Origin of the sequence: Bradyrhizobium sp. DN3 (genome assembly GCF_041357655.1) — a bacterium.
Classification (GTDB): domain Bacteria; phylum Pseudomonadota; class Alphaproteobacteria; order Rhizobiales; family Xanthobacteraceae; genus Bradyrhizobium.
Map to the genome: position 1 here is coordinate 140,006 of NZ_JAULLN010000001.1, position 16,639 is coordinate 156,644.

Annotated in this window: 12 protein-coding genes; 6 read left to right on the plus strand and 6 right to left on the minus strand. The window is 65.0% G+C overall.

Going from position 1 to position 16,639, the window contains the following annotated elements:
- Nucleotides 1-62: 62 nt before the first annotated feature.
- On the minus strand, nt 63-1,475 hold the full coding sequence (locus tag AAE027_RS00650; RefSeq protein ID WP_370985237.1) for a CoA transferase: 1,413 nt from the start codon (nt 1,473-1,475) through the stop codon (nt 63-65).
- Between the two features lie 57 nt (nt 1,476-1,532).
- Between AAE027_RS00650 and AAE027_RS00655 the strand changes: the two genes are divergently transcribed.
- Nucleotides 1,533-1,820 carry a hypothetical protein gene (locus AAE027_RS00655; RefSeq protein WP_091890782.1) on the plus strand — a complete coding sequence of 96 codons (288 nt, stop codon included), beginning with the start codon at nt 1,533-1,535 and terminating at the stop codon, nt 1,818-1,820.
- Nucleotides 1,821-2,018: 198 nt separating this feature from the next.
- Nucleotides 2,019-2,789 (plus strand): SDR family NAD(P)-dependent oxidoreductase, encoded by a 771-nt coding sequence (locus AAE027_RS00660; protein WP_370985236.1) that lies wholly within the window; start codon nt 2,019-2,021, stop codon nt 2,787-2,789.
- 182 nt (nt 2,790-2,971) lie between these two features.
- Here the strand turns inward: AAE027_RS00660 and AAE027_RS00665 are convergent, their stop codons facing one another.
- The 3 genes from AAE027_RS00665 to AAE027_RS00675 are packed head-to-tail and all read right to left on the minus strand — an operon-like array spanning nt 2,972 to nt 8,764.
- Nucleotides 2,972-6,490 (minus strand): error-prone DNA polymerase, encoded by a 3,519-nt coding sequence (locus tag AAE027_RS00665; protein ID WP_370985235.1) that lies wholly within the window; start codon nt 6,488-6,490, stop codon nt 2,972-2,974.
- Nucleotides 6,487-8,079 (minus strand): Y-family DNA polymerase, encoded by a 1,593-nt coding sequence (locus tag AAE027_RS00670; protein ID WP_370985234.1) that lies wholly within the window; start codon nt 8,077-8,079, stop codon nt 6,487-6,489. The genes AAE027_RS00665 and AAE027_RS00670 overlap by 4 nt, the downstream gene beginning before the upstream one ends.
- Nucleotides 7,976-8,764 (minus strand): ImuA family protein, encoded by a 789-nt coding sequence (locus tag AAE027_RS00675; protein ID WP_370985232.1) that lies wholly within the window; start codon nt 8,762-8,764, stop codon nt 7,976-7,978. Before AAE027_RS00675 ends, AAE027_RS00670 begins: the two co-directional genes overlap by 104 nt.
- 165 nt (nt 8,765-8,929) lie before the next feature.
- Between AAE027_RS00675 and AAE027_RS00680 the strand changes: the two genes are divergently transcribed.
- Together AAE027_RS00680 and AAE027_RS00685 are read left to right on the plus strand one after the other, a co-directional pair.
- Complete coding sequence (locus AAE027_RS00680; protein ID WP_370985231.1) at nt 8,930-10,324, plus strand: UdgX family uracil-DNA binding protein; 1,395 nt, start codon at nt 8,930-8,932, stop codon at nt 10,322-10,324.
- A 98-nt stretch (nt 10,325-10,422) separates the two neighbouring features.
- Nucleotides 10,423-12,051 (plus strand): inorganic phosphate transporter, encoded by a 1,629-nt coding sequence (locus AAE027_RS00685; RefSeq protein ID WP_370985230.1) that lies wholly within the window; start codon nt 10,423-10,425, stop codon nt 12,049-12,051.
- A 190-nt stretch (nt 12,052-12,241) separates the two neighbouring features.
- Here the strand turns inward: AAE027_RS00685 and AAE027_RS00690 are convergent, their stop codons facing one another.
- Nucleotides 12,242-13,414 (minus strand): M20 aminoacylase family protein, encoded by a 1,173-nt coding sequence (locus AAE027_RS00690; protein WP_370985229.1) that lies wholly within the window; start codon nt 13,412-13,414, stop codon nt 12,242-12,244.
- A 212-nt stretch (nt 13,415-13,626) separates the two neighbouring features.
- On the opposite strand from AAE027_RS00690, the gene AAE027_RS00695 reads away from it, so the two are divergent.
- Together AAE027_RS00695 and AAE027_RS00700 are read left to right on the plus strand one after the other, a co-directional pair.
- The gene (locus AAE027_RS00695) at nt 13,627-15,246 is read left to right on the plus strand and encodes a GMC family oxidoreductase (RefSeq protein WP_370985228.1); all 1,620 of its coding nucleotides are present in this window, start codon (nt 13,627-13,629) and stop codon (nt 15,244-15,246) included.
- 12 nt (nt 15,247-15,258) lie between these two features.
- A complete protein-coding gene (locus tag AAE027_RS00700) occupies nt 15,259-16,146 on the plus strand; it encodes an alpha/beta fold hydrolase (protein WP_370985227.1) in 888 nt (295 codons plus the stop codon).
- A 2-nt stretch (nt 16,147-16,148) separates the two neighbouring features.
- Here AAE027_RS00700 and AAE027_RS00705 read toward each other — a convergent pair whose 3' ends face one another.
- On the minus strand, nt 16,149-16,625 hold the full coding sequence (locus AAE027_RS00705; protein ID WP_370985226.1) for an L-2-amino-thiazoline-4-carboxylic acid hydrolase: 477 nt from the start codon (nt 16,623-16,625) through the stop codon (nt 16,149-16,151).
- Between the last annotated feature and the right edge of the window lie 14 nt (nt 16,626-16,639).

Sequence of the window (16,639 nt, forward strand, 5' to 3'; positions counted from 1 at the left end):
ACCTAAAAAACGCTGGGCGCCTCTCGGTTGGCGTTAAAATGTTGCGACGTGTCAGCTTCATGTCAGCTTCGCGCCGGCCACTGTGCCGGATGACTGCCCAGCGGCATCGCCGGACGGCTCCATTGTGCCGGCGTTGTCGATAGCACCGCCGAATGACGCACCGCCTTCAACGTGCCGAAGCCAGATGGCATGCTTTCGATGAACGCTGCATGTACAGCGTCCCCCGTAAGATCCGGGGTGTCCAGTCCGCCGTCAAGCCGGCCGAGATTCCACAGCCAGCGTCCGGTCTGCGCCAGCGACACGCGCACGTGCCAGCTGCCGCCTTCGCGGGCCTGGCGCGCCTTGGCCATCATGGCGCCGAACGCCATCAGATAACCGGTGGCGTGGTCGAGCATCTGCGCCGGCAATTCCTTGGGACCGTCGATGCCGGCGGCCTGCCCCTCCGCCTGGTTGAAGCCGGTCGTGGTCTGCACCAGTGAATCGAAGCCGCGCCGCGCCGCCCAGGGGCCGGCATGGCCATAGGCCGACAGCGTGACATAGACGATGCCGGGACTAATTTGCGCCGCGTCCTCCGGTGCGAAGCCGAGGGCGGCGAGCGCGCGCGGACGATAGCCTTGCGAGAAGACATCGGCGTCTTTCAACAGCGCGCGCAATTGCGCCCTGCCCGCTTCGCTCTTCAGTTCGATGAAGGTGGTGAGCTTGCCGCGGCCGGTGTCGATGGTGAGCCAGGGGATGGCGGGTAATTCAGGCCCCGAGACGAGCAGCACGTCCGCACCGTGCGCGGCGAGCGTGCGGCCCGCGACAGGGCCTGCGATCACGCGGGAGAGATCGAGCACGCGGAGACCCGCGAGCGGACGATCGCTGTTCGACAATCCTTGGGGCCACGGTTTCGCCGGGGCCTCGCCGATCTTCTCGATCGAGATCAGCGGCAGTTCGGCGAGCGCACGCGCCTGCGGCAGCGCCGACCATTCGTCGTAGCTGCGCATCAGGGCGACGACGCCGGCCGCAGCGTAAGCCGCAGTCTCGAAATCCTCGCCTTTCCATTGCATCAGCGCCGCCTGCACCTTCTCGCGCTCGGGCACGCAGCCGAGCACCTTGCAGACAGCGTCGCGGTGATGCGGGAAATTGGTGTGGCAGCGGACGAAGCGGCCATCGCCGGTTCTGTAGACGCCGGCGATGGCGTCCCAGGCCGGGGGCGGCGGCTTGTCGTCGACGCGCAAATAGCGCTCGGATCGGCATTCGACGACCGCATGACGCATGTCGACGGAGACGTCCTGCACCTCGCCGCTGCGCAGTCGCCAGATTTCGGCGGCGGCGAGGCCGGCTGCCGCGATCGTTGTCTGGCCGGCGACGGCGACGCGGAACGAGGATGGGATCTGCGGCTCCTCGCCCGTCAGTTGCACGCGGCCGAGGGCAGCCGAATCGCCGCCGGCGGAGGTCCAGATGCACTTGAGAATGTCGGCGGAGCTTTGCATGGCCGCTTCTCTCCCTTTAGTTTTCGCGACCATCCCACGTTCAGAGAAAGGATTGCAATGGCCGCCATCGATCCCCTCACCGCGGGCGCCGTGTTCGTCGCAACGGCGGCCACCGACGCGGTCTATGTGATGTTCACCTCGGCCGTGGTCGCGCGCAAGCGCGTACCGGCCGCGACGTGGAGCGCGATCTGGTACCTGCTCTCCTCCTACGCCGTGATCAGCTACACCGAGAACGCCTTCTATGTCGCCTTCGCCGCGATCGGCTCCTGGGCCGGCGCCTACGTCTCGCTGACCTTCCTGCATCGCCCACCCGGCGGCCCGCCGGTGGGGGCGGCGCCGGAGTGAGAGGCGCTCTTGGCCATCTCGCACGGTGTCATCATCCGCGAAGGCGGATGATCCAGTATTCCAGAGACGCTGGTGATAGAACGGAGACGTCGCGGCGTACTGGATACCCCGCCTGCGCGGGGTATGACACCGAGAACGAATTCGACATCCTCGCTCAAACAACTAAGCTCCGCACGACCAACAAAAAGGAGTCCAACAATGGATCTCGGTCTCAAAGGCAAGAACGCCATCGTGCTCGGCGGCACGCGCGGCATCGGGCGGGCGATTGCGGCGACACTCGCCGGTGAAGGCGCCAATGTCGCGGTATGCGCTCGCAACGCCGATCAGGTTGCGGCCACCGTCACTGAACTGAAGGTAAGCGGTGTCAGCGCCATCGGCAGCCCCGTCGACGTCAGCGACGGCGCGGCGCTGAAAGCCTGGATTGAGAATGTCGTGGAAGAACTCGGCGGCATCGATTTGCTGTTCTCCAATGCCGGCGCGATGGCGCAGGGCCAGGATGCCGCGTCCTGGGAGCAGAATTTTCGGCTCGACGTGCTCGGCGCCGTGCATGCGTTCGATGCCGCGCGGCCATTCCTCGAAGCCAGCGGCGAGAGAAGCGGCGATGCGGCCTTCGTCATCATCTCCTCGATCTCGGCCGCACAGGCTGACCTCGCCAGCTCCTACGGCCCGATCAAGGCGGCGCTGATCCACATGGCCAAGGGACTGGCGCGGCAATATGCGAAGAAGAAGATCCGCGTCAACGTGGTGTCGCCCGGCACCGTCTATTTCAAGGGCGGCGTCTGGAACATGATCGAGCAGAACATGCCCGAGCGCTACAAGGATGCGATAAGCCGCAATCCGACCGGCCGCATGGCCACGCCGCAGGAAATCGCGAGCGCGGCGGTGTTCTTGGCGAGCCCGGTGTCATCGTTCACGACCGGGTCCAATCTCGTCGTGGACGGCGCGATTTCGAACCGGGTGAATTTTTAGGGGCGACAAGGTTCGTAACCGCCCCGTCATCCTGAGGTGCGAAGCTTGCGATGCAAAGCATCGCAGGCTGAGCCTCGAAGGATGAACGGCCACGATGCAGCCGGGCCGTCGCCCTTCGAGGGCCGCTGAAGAAGCGGCCGCCTCAGGGTGACGGTGAGAGATTGCGCGAGCTGAACAAAACCTCAATGAAAATCCCGCGACGGCGGCAGGATGCGGACGTTGCGGGGATGGCGGATTTTTTGCGCGGGGGTATCGGCGTGAGCGCGGGGGCCGTCGTTGAGCGGCTCGATCAGATCGGCGCCTGATGGCACCGGATGCTTGCGGCTTAAGGCATCGTTGGCGAGACCGATCAGATCGTGCGAGCGATCGATCATGCGCTGGGCGATGAGATGCGTCACCTTTTCGGGGCTGCTCTGGATATAGCCTTCGACCAGGATGAGGCGCGCGCCCATCACCTCCTTGCGGTATTGCTCCATGATCTTGGGCCATACCACGACATTGGCGATGCCGGTTTCGTCCTCCAGCGTCATGAACACGACGCCGCTGGCGCTGCCCGGCCGCTGCCGCACCAGCACCACGCCGGCGCAGCGGACGCGGCGCCGCTCGTTCTCATGGCTGACATCCTTGCAGGCGATGACGCGCTCACGCGAGAACATCTCGCGGAGGAACTCCATCGGATGTCCCTTCAGCGACAGGCGGATGGTCTGATAGTCGGCGACCACCTGCTCGGCGCGCGGCATCACCGGCAACGGCTTTGCGTGCTCGTCCGGCTGCTCGCGCGCGGTGGCCGCCTCGAACAGTGGCAGCGGCACGTCGTCAGGCAGCCGCCGCACCTGCCATAGCGCCTCGCGGCGGTCGAGCCCGAGCGAGCGGAACGCGTCGGCATCCGCCAGCAGGATCAGCGCGCGCTTGGGCAGGCCGGTATCGCGCGCAAAATCTTCCAGCGAGGTGAAGGGACGGCGGTTGCGGGCGGCGACGATGCGGTCGGCCCAGTCCTGGGCTCTCTCCGTATTGTTCTGAGCTGCCTCCCCATCGTCATTCCGGAGCGCGCCACTTGGCGCGAGCCCGGAATCCATTCCTCCTCCAGGCATATGCGGCGCGATGGATTCCGGGTTCGCGCTTCCGCCTTCGCTCTCAGAGCTTCGGCGGACAAGCCGTGCGCCCCGGAATGACAGCTGGGAGCGCTTCAGGCGTTCCTCATCCTCGTCCAGCCAGTGGAAGCCATCGATCTGGCGGAAACCGAGGCGCACGGCGCAATATTTGTCTTTCCCCTGCTCCAGCGTGTTCTGCGCAAAGCTGTAGGACACGTCGATGTTACGCACCTCGACGCCGTTCTTGCGGGCATCGCCGACGATCTGTGCCGGGGCATAAAAGCCCATCGGCTGCGAGTTCAAGAGGCCGCAGCAGAAGGCGTCGGGATGGTAATGCTTTAGCCATGAAGAGATATAGACGAGCTGCGCGAAGCTCGCGGCGTGGCTCTCGGGGAAACCGTAGGAGCCAAAGCCCTTGATCTGGTCGAAGCAGCTTCTGGCGAAGTCGGCATCATAGCCGCGCGCGACCATGTTGCCGATCAGCTTGTCCTCATATTTGCCGATGGTGCCGACATTGCGGAAGGTCGCCATCGAGCGGCGCAGGCCATTGGCCTCCTCGGAGGTGAATTTTGCCGCCTCGATCGCGATCCGCATCGCCTGCTCCTGGAACAGAGGCACGCCCTTGGTCTTGTGCAGCACCTTGTAGAGCTCGTCCGCAGGACCATGCTCGGGCGACGGCGAGGGATAACGCACCTCCTCCTGACCGTTCCGTCGCCGTAAGTAGGGATGCACCATATCGCCCTGGATCGGCCCCGGACGTACGATCGCGACTTCGATGACGAGATCGTAGAACGTCCGCGGCTTCAGGCGCGGCAGCATGTTCATCTGCGCGCGGCTCTCGACCTGGAACACGCCGAGCGATTCCCCGTCGCAAAGCATGTCATAGACTTTGGGATCGTCCTGCGGAACGCTCGCCAGCACCCAGCGCTCGCCCTTGTGCTCCGCGATCAAATCGAAACATTTGCGGATGCAGGTCAGCATGCCCAGCGCCAGCACGTCGACCTTCATCATGCTGAGCGCATCGACGTCATCCTTGTCCCATTCGATGAAAGTACGATCGTCCATCGCGGCGTTGCCGATCGGCACATAGGTGTCGAGCCGGTCCTGCGTCAGCACATAGCCGCCGACATGCTGGGAGAGGTGGCGCGGGAATTCGATCAGCTCGGTTGCGAGCTCGACCGCGAGGTTGATCATGGGATTGTTGGGATCGAGCCCGGCCTGCCTGACCTGCATGTCGTTGAGGCCCTTGCCCCAGCTTCCCCAGACGGTATCGGCGAGCGCGGCAGTGACGTCCTCGGTCAGGCCCAGCGCCTTGCCGACGTCGCGGATGGCGCTGCGCGGGCGGTAATGGATGACGGTAGCGATGATCGCGGCGCGGTGGCGGCCGTAGCGGCGATAGACATATTGCATCACCTCCTCGCGCCGCGAATGCTCGAAATCGACGTCGATGTCAGGCGGCTCCAGTCGCTCCTTGGAGATGAAGCGCTCGAACAACAGATCGACCTTGGTCGGATCGACCGAGGTGATGCCGAGCACGTAACACACGGCCGAGTTCGCCGCCGATCCCCGCCCCTGGCACAGGATATTCTGGCTGCGCGCGTAGCGCACGATGTCGTGCACGGTGAGGAAATAATGCGCGTATTTCAGCTCGGCGATCAGCGCGAGCTCCTTGTTCAGGGTCGCGCGCAACTTGTCGTCGATCTTGCCGCCGAAATATTTGTCGACACCCGCCCAGGTCAGGTCCTCCAGATGCCCTTGCGCGGTCTTGCCCGGTGGCACCGGCTCGTCCGGATATTGGTATTTGAGCTGATCGAGCGAGAAGTCGATTGCGTCTGCAAAGCGCATGGTCTCCGTGATCGCCTCGGGGAAATCGCGGAACAGCCGCGACATCTCCCTGGGCGCCTTCAAGAACCGCTCGGCATTGGCTTCCAGCTTCCGTCCGACCGACTCGATCGTGGTCTTTTCCCGGATGCAGGTCAGCACGTCCTGCAAGGGACGGCGCGCCGGATGATGATAGAGCACCTCGTTGGTCGCGAGCAGCGGCACTCGTGCTTCTGCCGCGAGATCATCGAGCCGCGCCAGCCGGCGCCGGTCGTCGCCACGATAGATCAGGCTCGCCGCCAGCCACACGCCCTCGGCGCGGCTGTCCCTAAGTTTCGCAAGAACATCCAGCGCCTGCGCGGGTTCGAAACGATGCGGCAGCGTCAGGACCAGGAGCTGACCTTCCGAAAACTCAAGGAGATCGGCGAAGGTGAGACGGCATTCCCCCTTCTCGATCCGCGTGATGTCGTCGCCGCGCTTACCTTTGGTGAGAAGCTGGCACAGCCGGCCATAGGCCGCGCGGTCGCGCGGATAGACCAGAATATCCGGCGTGCCGTCGACGAAGACGATGCGCGCGCCGATCAGGAGTTTCGGCTTGTGCAGCACCTCGGCATTGTCGAGCTCCTTGTAGGCGCGCACCACGCCGGCCAGCGTGTTGTGATCGGCGATGCCGATCGCGGGGATGCCGAGGATGCTGGCCTGATGCACATAGGCGCGCGGATCCGAGCCGCCGCGCAGGAAGGAAAAATTGGTGGTGATGCCAATCTCGGCATAGGCAGGCGTGTTCATGCGAAGAGACCGTGCACATACCAGCTGGGAGGAACGGGCTTGCCGTCGTGATCGAAGCACTCCCCCTCATAAAGACCGTCGCGAAAGATCCAGAAGCGCAGGCCTTCGGCATCCTCGATACGGAAATAATCCCGCGTGAGCTGCTTGCCGTCCTGCCGCCACCATTCCATGGCGATGCGCTCGGGTCCCTCCACCCGCACCACCGCATGTAGCGCACGGCGCCAGGTGAACTGATGTGGCGGACCGTCTGGCACGGTCGCGAACGGCACCTTGATCGGCTCCGGCTTGTCGAACAGCCGCAAGGGGCGCAGCGGCGGCTCGCTCTCGGCACGTGCCGGCCATTCGGCCTGCATGGCAGCGGCGAGATGATGCTGCGCCGGCGCGGCCAGCACCGCGCATTCAGGGATATGGGTATCCTGCGGCAGGTGCACGACGACCCGCTTGCCGCCGATGCGCGCGGCAATGCGGTCGATCAGCGCGGCGAGCTCGTCATTGTCGTGGACATGAGCGTCGAGATCGCGCTGCTCCTGCACCACGATCTCGGTGCGGCTCGCCGACAGCCGCACCATGTCGAAGCCGAAGCCGGGATCGAGCGGATCGGCGAGTGCGTCGAGGCGCTCGCGAAACAGGCGGTCAATGACCGCGCTTCGCGTCACCGGACGTCCGGTCTCGACCGTGATCGCGCGCACCACGCCGTCGGTGCGGAAGAAGGCAGCCTCCAGGCGCCGCGCGCCCTTGCCTTGCTTCTCCATGGACGCGATCAACGTGTCGGCGAGCCGCGACAGCGTCATCGCGATCATGGTGTCGGTCGCGATCGGCTCGGCAAAGCGCTTTTCCACGATGTAGTCGGGCAGCGGCTTGCGCGGGTTGATCGGCGCATCGCCCTGCCCCAGTGCATGTGCCAGCAGCGTGGAGAACCGTGCGCCGAACCGCGCCGTGATCTCGCTCGGCGTGCGCGCGGCGACATCGCCGATGGTCTTCAGCCCCGCGCGGCGCAGGCCGTTGGTGATGATCTCGCCTGCGCCGAGCGCGGATATCGGCAACCGGCTGATCGCCTCCGCCTCCTCGCCATCGGCCACGATGGTGCCCGTGGCCTGCCGCGTCAGCGTGCGCGCGCAGACCGAGGTGCCGGCGATCGCCGCGCTGACGGCAAACCCCTGCCGGGCCAATGCGCGGACCAACGTCCGCAACAACGCGGCTTCACCGCCAAACAGATGCGCGCAGCCGGTGATGTCGAGGAACAGCCCGTGCGGCGGATCGAGCGCCACCAGCGGCGTGAAGCGGTCGCACCAGTCCGCGACATCGCTGAGCGTCTTCGCATCGGCCACGACATCGGCGTCGAACACACGTAAGTCCGGGCACATCGCCCGCGCATTCGCCAGCGGCTGACCGATATACAGGCCGAGGCGCTCGGCTGCCTCGTCCAGCGCATGGATCACCAGCGCATTGTTGTCCTTGATGACGACGATGCTTGGATCATTGCTCTTATGCAGTCCGACGTTGCCAAAGAACCGCTGAATCCGGTCGATTGGCAGGCGCGGCAGCCACAGGCTGAGGACACGTCGACGGCTCACTGAACTGGCACTCATCACATTTCCATTCCATGATCCACCGGCCACATGGGCCATGACGATTGCGCAAGAGCTCGGCATCGAAGCGCGGCGCCCCCCAGGCACTCCACACCGGGCCCGGCGGTGAATGCGCCGCGCGCAGCATCCATCGTGTTTCCGCGGTCGAGGGCATCGGTTGCGCGGCCATGCGCAGCAAGAGCCCGGTGACGCCGGAAGATTGCGCGGCCAGCGTCAGCTTGCGGCTCGCCACGAGATCGAACTGCCTGATCTCGCCCCAGAGCTCGAGCACCACGGCCCCCAGCGCATCGCAAGCGAGCGCGTCGGCCGAGGTGCGCAGTGCGCTCTCGACATCGGCGGCGCGCACCATCACCACGCGGCGCGGGTCGAGGCCGAGTTCGGCAAGCCCGCTCATCGACAGCGCGCCGGTTTCGAGCTCCGAAAAATCCTGCCGCACCCACAATAGCGGTTTGCGTGCCGTCACGCGGCCCGCAAGCCCCATGACGAAGCCCGTCGCGGCTGTCCCCTGCCGGCCCTCACAAAACACCTCGTGGATCGCCGCGCGCGCGAGCCCGCCCTTCAGCGCGCTGTCAGCCTCGCTGTGGCCGAGCGCGACGCGATCGCGATGATGCACGACCTCCGCTGTCTCGATGCGCTCGATTTGGCTGCGCAAGGTCGCAAGCGCGCTGATGCGTGCGCCGCTCATGCTCGCCGCTCCTTCAGAGATTGATGCCGTGGTCCTCAAAAGAAGAACCAACGGCTGGCTCATTTGTTCATGATATGTTCTAATATAAAGCTAACAGCGCCCCGCGAGTCAATCGAATTGGCGCTCAGTCGGATTCATGAGCAGAATCAAGAGGATTCAAGTGCCATGTACCTCATCACTCTCGACAGCCAGACCGATTTCGAGAGCTGGCGCAAAACCGCCCGCGCGCTCGCACTGCATCAGATCGCGCCGGCCGACGTGACCTGGAGCGTGCAGGGCCGCGCGAAAGAGGCGGCGCCGGCCGGTCTATGCGAAGCGCCAGGCATTCCGCCGATCGAAACCGACGGCACCTTCAGCGTGCCGGCCAATTTCATCGAACTCGCCCGCATCGCGGCCCTGCACCGCGACGGTGAACGCTTTGCACTGCTCTATCGCCTGCTGTGGCGGTTGCGGACCGACCACGATCTGCTCGAGACCAGAGCCGATCCGGACGTCGCGCAGGCGACAGCGATGGCCGTCAGCGTGCATCGCGACATGCAGCGGATGCGCGATGTCATTCGCTTCCGCGAAATCGGACGCGAGCACAACGCACATTACGCGGCCTGGTTCGTGCCGGAGCATCACATCGTCGAATTCACCGCCCCCTTCTTCGCGCGCCGCTACGCCGACATGCCCTGGTCGATCCTCACGCCCGACATTTGCGCCCATTGGGACGGCCACGCGATCTCATTCACCCCGGGCATCAGCCAGACGGAGATGCCCGCCCCCAACCGGTTGGAGGAAACCTGGCGCCGCCACTTTCCAGACCACCCGATCACGCCGGAAGCGCCGAAGAAGAGTCACAGGAACCTGTCGAAAGCCTCGATACTTGAACCGCTGCTCGCCGATGCCGAACGCTGGACCGGCGGGTGGATCACCCCGCGGCCGGAGGCTCCGATGAAACGCAAGCTAGCTGCCGATGATCTCGACGCGCTCCGTAAGGAGGCCGCGCATTGCCGCGCCTGCCATCTCTACAAGGACGCAACCCAGACCGTGTTCGGCGAAGGCCCGAAGTCCGCCAACATCATGCTGGTCGGCGAGCAGCCGGGCGACAAGGAAGACCTTGCCGGCCATCCCTTCGTCGGCCCGGCCGGCCAGATGCTCGACCGCGCGCTGGAGGAGGCCGGCGTCGATCGCAAGAAGGTCTATGTCACCAACGCGGTCAAACACTTCAAATTCGTGCCACGCGGAAAGGTCCGCCTGCACCAGAAGCCGAATACGCCGGAGATCCGGGCGTGCCGGCAATGGTATGAGCGGGAAGTTTCGGCAATCCAGCCCGATCTCATCGTGGCGATGGGCGCCACCGCCGCGCAAAGCGTGTTCGGCAAGATCACCCCAATCGGCAAAAACCGAGGCCGGCTGATCGAACTACCCGACGGGCGCAAGGCTTTGGTGACGGTGCATCCGTCTTATCTGCTGCGGCTGCCCGATCCGGAAACCAAGGTGCTGGAATATCAGCGCTTTGTCGACGATTTGAAGATCGCGGCCGGCTTGCAGAAGAAGGCTGCACGGGCTGCCTAATACTGGCAGCAAAAGCGGCCTTCACGCCTTAGTTGTCATCCGGCCTTCAAATCCATCGCGGACAATACCCTTACTTGAAAGTTAAGGGGCGTCCAGACATGACCGATGTTGCATTCGACCGCGCGGTAACAGATCCCGCGCCCGTCCAGCCGGCCTCGCGGCCAAATCTCGACAAGGGCTTCAATCCGCTGACGTTGATCCTGTTCTTCGGCATCCTCGCCGCCGGCCTGCTGTTCGTCGCCTACAGCATCTATGTCGACATCAACGCGACCGGCACGCGGGTGACGACCTACCTGCCCTACATCCTCCTGTTCGTCGCGCTCCTGATCGCGCTCGGCTTCGAATTCGTCAACGGCTTCCACGATACCGCCAATGCGGTGGCGACCGTGATCTACACCCATTCGCTGCCGGCCGAAGTCGCGGTGATGTGGTCGGGCTTCTTCAACTTCCTCGGCGTGCTCTTGTCCTCCGGCGCGGTCGCGTTCGGCATCGTCTCGCTGCTGCCGGTCGAGCTGATCCTCCAGGTCGGCTCCAGCGCCGGCTTCGCCATGGTGTTCGCGCTCCTGATCGCCGCGATCCTGTGGAATCTCGGCACCTGGTTCTTCGGCCTGCCGGCCTCCTCCTCGCACACGCTGATCGGCTCGATCATCGGCGTCGGCGTCGCCAACGCCGTCATGCGCGGCCGCGACGGCACCTCGGGCGTGGATTGGAGCAAGGCGACCGAGATCGGCTACGCGCTGCTGTTGTCGCCGCTGTTCGGATTCATCTGCGCCGCCGTGCTGTTGCTGCTGCTCAAGTTCGTCGTGCGCAACCCGGCGCTTTATGCCGCGCCCGAAGGCAACAAGGCGCCGCCGCTGTGGATCCGCGGCCTGCTGATCGCAACCTGCACCGGCGTCAGCTTCGCCCACGGCTCGAACGACGGCCAAAAGGGCATGGGCCTGATCATGCTGATCCTGATCGGCACCGTGCCGACGGCTTACGCCCTCAACCGCGCGCTGCCGGAATCCCAGGTCGCCCAGTTCCAGAAGACCTCCGAGGCCGCCTCCAAGGTGATCTCGGCCAAAGGCGCCGGCCACAGCATTATCGGCGATCCTCGTCCGGCGGTGACGCAGTACATCGCCCTGCACGAGCTCAACGACGGTACCTATCCCTCGCTCGCCGTGCTGGTGAAGGACGTTGGCGATCAGGTTGCCCGATACGGCACGCTGAGCAAGGTACCCGCCGAAGCCGTCGGCAACACCCGCAATGACATGTACCTGACCTCGGAAGCGATCCGCTTCCTGATGAAGGACAAGGCGAACGATCTCAACAAGGATGAGATCGCGGTGCTCAACACCTACAAGGGCTCGCTCGATGCCGCCACGAAGTTCATCCCGAACTGGGTGAAGATCGCGGTCGCCATCGCGCTCGGCCTCGGCACCATGATCGGCTGGAAGCGCATCGTCATCACCGTGGGCGAGAAGATCGGCAAGAGCCATCTCACCTACGCGCAGGGCGCCTCGGCCGAGCTCGTGGCTGCCGCCACGATCGGTGCCGCCGACGTGTTCGGCCTGCCGGTCTCGACCACCCACGTGCTGTCGTCCGGCGTCGCCGGTACCATGGCGGCGAACGGTTCGGGCCTGCAATGGTCGACGATCCGCAACCTGCTGATGGCCTGGGTGCTGACCCTGCCCTGCGCGATCATGCTGTCGGCCACGCTCTACGTGATCTTCTCGCGGATGTTCTGAGTACCTGTCCGCTCCCTCTCCCCGTTCTTACGGGGAGAGGGTTGGGGTGAGGGGCTGCTTCCGCGATCACGGTGAGAGACGGACTCGCGGAGAGTCCCCCTCACCCGGAATCCGCGCTAAGCGCGCATTCCGACCTCTCCCCGCATCCGCCTTCGCCGAGGCTTCGGCGGACAAGAGCGGGCGAGGTGAACTACGACGCAGCCAGCGATTCCTCGACCAGCTTGACCCAATAGGACGTGCCGTAGACAATCGCCTCGTCGTTGAAATTATAAGCGGGGTGATGCAGGCCGGCGCTGTCGCCATTGCCACAGAAGATGAAGGCGCCGGGCCGCGCTTCCAGCATGTAGGCGAAATCCTCGCCACCCATCAGCGGCGGCATCTCGTGCACGTTGGCGTCCCCTGCGACCTGCTTGGCGATGCGCCTTGCCACCTCGGTCTCCGCAGCGTGGTTGTTCACCACCGGATAGTTGCGCTTGTAGCGCAGATCGATCTTGGCACCCGTGATCTGCGCCACTCCTGCCACAACCTCGTGCACGCGCTTCTCGACCAGCTTGCGCACCTCCGGCGACAGCGTGCGGATGGTGCCCCTCAGCGTCGCCGTTTGCGGAATGACGTTGCGGGCATTGCCGGCGTGGAATTCGCAGATCGAGATCACCGCCGATTCCAAGGGATCGACGCTGCGCGCGACGATCGACTGCAAGGCGGTGATCACCTGCGCGCCGACCAGCACGGAGTCCACGCATTTGTGCGGACGCGCGGCATGGCCGCCGACGCCCTCGATCATGATGTCGACCTCGTCGGTCGCCGCCATGATCGGCCCCGGCCGGATCGCAAACGAGCCGATCGGGATGCCCGGGCCGTTATGCATGCCGTAGACCTGCTCGATGCCGAAGCGCTCCATCAGCCCGTCCTTGACCATAGCCGCACCGCCCGCGCCGCCCTCCTCGGCCGGCTGGAAGATCACCACGGCATCGCCGGCGAAATTGCGGGTCTCGGCGAGGTAGCGCGCCGCGCCCAGCAGCATCGCGGTGTGGCCGTCATGGCCGCAGGCGTGCATCTTGCCCGGGGTCTTGGAGGCGTAAGGCAGGTTGGTCTGCTCCTCGACGGGCAGCGCGTCCATGTCGGCGCGCAGGCCGATCACCTTGAGCCCCTCGCCGGCCGGCTTGCTGCCCTTGATTACGCCGACCACGCCGGTCTGGCCAAGGCCAGTCACGACCTCATCGCAGCCGAACTCGCGCAAACGCTCCGCAACGAATGCTGCGGTGCGGTGAACGTCATATAGCAGCTCCGGATGCTGATGGATGTCCCGGCGCCAGGCCTGAATATCGGGTTGGAGGTCGGCGACGCGGTTCACGATGGGCATGGAGGGTCTCAAGCTTTGTTGGGAATACAGGGCTGTCTACCATGCAAGCGCCGGTCCACCTAACTGCCGCGGATCGAGGGTAGCCCTGTCCTCTCGTCATGGCCGGGCTTGTAGCGAGCTTGTCTTCGCCATCCACGTCCGACTATTAGGACAGAAAGCGCTGGAGCCCCGGGACAAGCCCCGGGCATGACGCCTGTTTGGGTGGACGCAGAATGCCAAGACGGCTCGAAGGTGAGTTTGACTACATTGTCGTCGGGGCCGGCACGGCGGGCTGTATCCTCGCGAACCGGCTCTCGGCCGATCCGAAGAACCGTGTCCTCATTCTCGAGGCCGGCGGCGACGACAACTGGATCTGGTTCCACATCCCGGTCGGTTATCTCTTTGCCATCGGCAATCCGCGCTCGGACTGGATGTTCAAGACCGAGGCTGAGCCGGGCCTGAACGGCCGCGCGCTCGCCTATCCCCGCGGCAAGGTGATCGGCGGCTGCTCGTCGATCAACGCCATGATCTCGATGCGCGGACAGGCCGCCGACTACGACCATTGGCGCCAGCTCGGCATGACCGGCTGGGGCTATGACGACGTGCTGCCGCTGTTCAAGCGGCTGGAGGATCACTTCCTGGGCGCGAGCGAGCACCACGGCGCCGGCGGCGGCTGGCGCATCGAGGCGCCGCGGCTGTCGTGGGACGTTCTCGATGCAGTGGGCGACGCCGCCGAGGAGATGGGCATCAAGCGCATCCCGGATTTCAACACCGGCGACAACGAAGGCACCAGCTATTTCCACGTCAACCAGAAGCGTGGCCGGCGCTGGTCGTCGGCGCGCGGCTTCCTCAAGCCCGCGCTGAACCGCCCCAATCTGCGGCTCGAGAAGCATGTGCTGGTCGACCGCCTGATCATCGAGCAGGGCCGCGCGGTGGGCGTGCGCTTCATCCAGAACGGCGAGATCATCGAGGCACGGGCTAAGCGCGAGGTGATCCTCTCGGCCGGCTCGATCGGCTCGGTGCAAGTGCTGCATCGCTCCGGCATCGGCCCCGCCGACTGGCTGTCGCCGCTCGGCATCGACGTCGTCATGGACAAGCCCGGTCTGGGGCGCAACTTACAGGACCATCTGCAGCAGCGCGCGATCTACAAGGTCGAGGGCGTGCGCACGCTGAACGAGACCTATTATAACCTATTCCGCCGCGGCCTGATGGGGCTCGACTACGCCTTCCGCCGCCGCGGTCCGCTGACCATGGCGCCGTCACAGCTCGGCATCTTCACGCGCTCGGATGCAACGCGCGCACGCGCCAACATTCAGTTCCACGTGCAGCCGCTATCGCTCGACAAGTTCGGCGATCCGCTGCACCGCTTTCCCGCGATCACGGTGAGCGCGTGCAATCTCCAGCCGACCTCGCGCGGCACCGTGCGCCTCCGTTCGGCGAGCCCGGACGAGAAACCGATCATCGCGCCGAACTATCTGTCGACCGATGACGACCGCCAGGTCGCCGCCGACGCAATCCGCACCACCCGCCGCCTGATGCAGCAGAAGGCATTGGCAAAGTACCGCCCGCGCGAATATCTGCCAGGTCCCTCGGTCGGCAACGACGATGCCTCGCTCGCGAAGGCCGCCGGTGACATCGGCACCACCATCTTCCATCCCGTCGGCACCGCGAAGATGGGCGCGGCGAACGATCCGACGGCGGTGGTCGACGAGCGCCTGCGCTTCTACGGCCTCGGCGGTCTTCGCATCGTCGATGCCTCGATCATGCCGACCATCACCTCGGGTAACACCAACACGCCGACCGCGATGATCGCCGAGAAAGGCGCGACGATGATCTTGGAGGATGCGAAGTAGCATCTTGCCATAATGATCGATCCGCACCGCTTTTCCATCGGCCCAGCCGGCTCCGAGATCGCCATGCTGCAGTGGGGCGAGCGCGGCAAACCGCCCGCCCTGCTCCTGCACGGCACCGGTTTCGTCGCCGACGTCTGGGACGAGGTCGCGCGTGAGCTTGCATCGACCTACACCGTCTATGCGCTCGACCGCCGCGGCCACGGCGCCAGCCACAAGCCCGGCGCATATCACTTCCTCGATTACGCCGACGACGTCTGCCGGGTGATCGATGCGCTGGAGCTGCGCGACATCTACGGCATCGGCCACAGCGCGGGTGCGACGGATTTATTGCTCGCAGCGAAACTTCGGCCCGGCCGTTTCACGCGCCTGTTCGTGATGGAGCCGACCGTGATGGATCCGCGCAAGGCACGCGATGCGTCGTCGGGATTGAGCGAATGGGCCACCGCCGGCGTGCAAGGCGTGCTGCGGCGCCAGGCCGAGTTCGACAGTTTTGAGGCGGTCTTCAAGCGCTACCGCGCCGCGCCGGCGTTCGCGGATTGGACCGAGACCTCGCTGTGGGCCTATGTGAAGCACGGCTTCGCGCCTCTGGAGAATGGCCGGGTGCGGCTCTGCTGCACGCCAGAGATCGAGTCAGCGATCCTGCGGCCGATCTTCGAGGCAATGGACCAGATCTACACCGGCGACGCCCGCGGAAATCCGTTCGCGTGGCTCATCGAGATCGATTGCCCAGTGCGCGTGACGACCGCCGCGACCTCGGGCGCGATCTACAAGGAGATGGCCTTGCGCGCCGCGTCACTCATTCCGCGCGTCAGCACGCAAGCCTTCGCCGGCATCGGCCACTGCGTTGCGCAGGAAGCGCCGGCCGTCGTGGTGCAGGCCGTGCGGGAGTTTTCGGCGTAGCCCTACGACCGCTTGCGAAACCTGAAATCGCAGCAGGCTCCGCCCTCCATGATCGTCTGGCTTCGGGACAGTTCGAGTTTGTCGTTGAAGCCGGCCAGCATGGCATGATCACGATTGCAGTGGACGCGAATGCCGAGATCAGCGAGACCCAGCTCCTTGTAGAACGCGGCGTATTGGCAGCGCGTAACATTGAAATCGAGGTGATCGTCGGACTCCGAGACCACCTCGACGTCCATGCTGCCGCCGCCCGCCCAGAGCTCCTGCGCCACGGTTCGCAGCGACGCAGTCGTCTTGCCGTAGGTTGCCGCCCATCTCGCGCCGTCCTCGGCGGCGAGCCTGCGTATCGTTTCGTCAACGACTTCGCGCATTGCGCTTTGACCGAACCGGTCACGCAATACCTGAATGAACGGGATCAGCACGCGCCCTTCGATCTTCCGGCGCTGCAGGTGACTGATAGCAACTTCGCTCGCATCAACCATTGTCGCTCACCTGT

What these genes read in the sequence shown, in the direction of transcription:
- AAE027_RS00650 (WP_370985237.1), bottom strand. Translation starts at nt 1,475, where the DNA reads ATGCAAAGCTCCGCCGACATTCTCAAGTGCATCTGGACCTCCGCCGGC.
- AAE027_RS00655 (WP_091890782.1), top strand. Translation starts at nt 1,533, where the DNA reads ATGGCCGCCATCGATCCCCTCACCGCGGGCGCCGTGTTCGTCGCAACG.
- AAE027_RS00660 (WP_370985236.1), top strand. Translation starts at nt 2,019, where the DNA reads ATGGATCTCGGTCTCAAAGGCAAGAACGCCATCGTGCTCGGCGGCACG.
- AAE027_RS00665 (WP_370985235.1), bottom strand. Translation starts at nt 6,490, where the DNA reads ATGAACACGCCTGCCTATGCCGAGATTGGCATCACCACCAATTTTTCC.
- AAE027_RS00670 (WP_370985234.1), bottom strand. Translation starts at nt 8,079, where the DNA reads ATGAGTGCCAGTTCAGTGAGCCGTCGACGTGTCCTCAGCCTGTGGCTG.
- AAE027_RS00675 (WP_370985232.1), bottom strand. Translation starts at nt 8,764, where the DNA reads ATGAGCGGCGCACGCATCAGCGCGCTTGCGACCTTGCGCAGCCAAATC.
- AAE027_RS00680 (WP_370985231.1), top strand. Translation starts at nt 8,930, where the DNA reads ATGTACCTCATCACTCTCGACAGCCAGACCGATTTCGAGAGCTGGCGC.
- AAE027_RS00685 (WP_370985230.1), top strand. Translation starts at nt 10,423, where the DNA reads ATGACCGATGTTGCATTCGACCGCGCGGTAACAGATCCCGCGCCCGTC.
- AAE027_RS00690 (WP_370985229.1), bottom strand. Translation starts at nt 13,414, where the DNA reads ATGCCCATCGTGAACCGCGTCGCCGACCTCCAACCCGATATTCAGGCC.
- AAE027_RS00695 (WP_370985228.1), top strand. Translation starts at nt 13,627, where the DNA reads ATGCCAAGACGGCTCGAAGGTGAGTTTGACTACATTGTCGTCGGGGCC.
- AAE027_RS00700 (WP_370985227.1), top strand. Translation starts at nt 15,259, where the DNA reads ATGATCGATCCGCACCGCTTTTCCATCGGCCCAGCCGGCTCCGAGATC.
- AAE027_RS00705 (WP_370985226.1), bottom strand. Translation starts at nt 16,625, where the DNA reads ATGGTTGATGCGAGCGAAGTTGCTATCAGTCACCTGCAGCGCCGGAAG.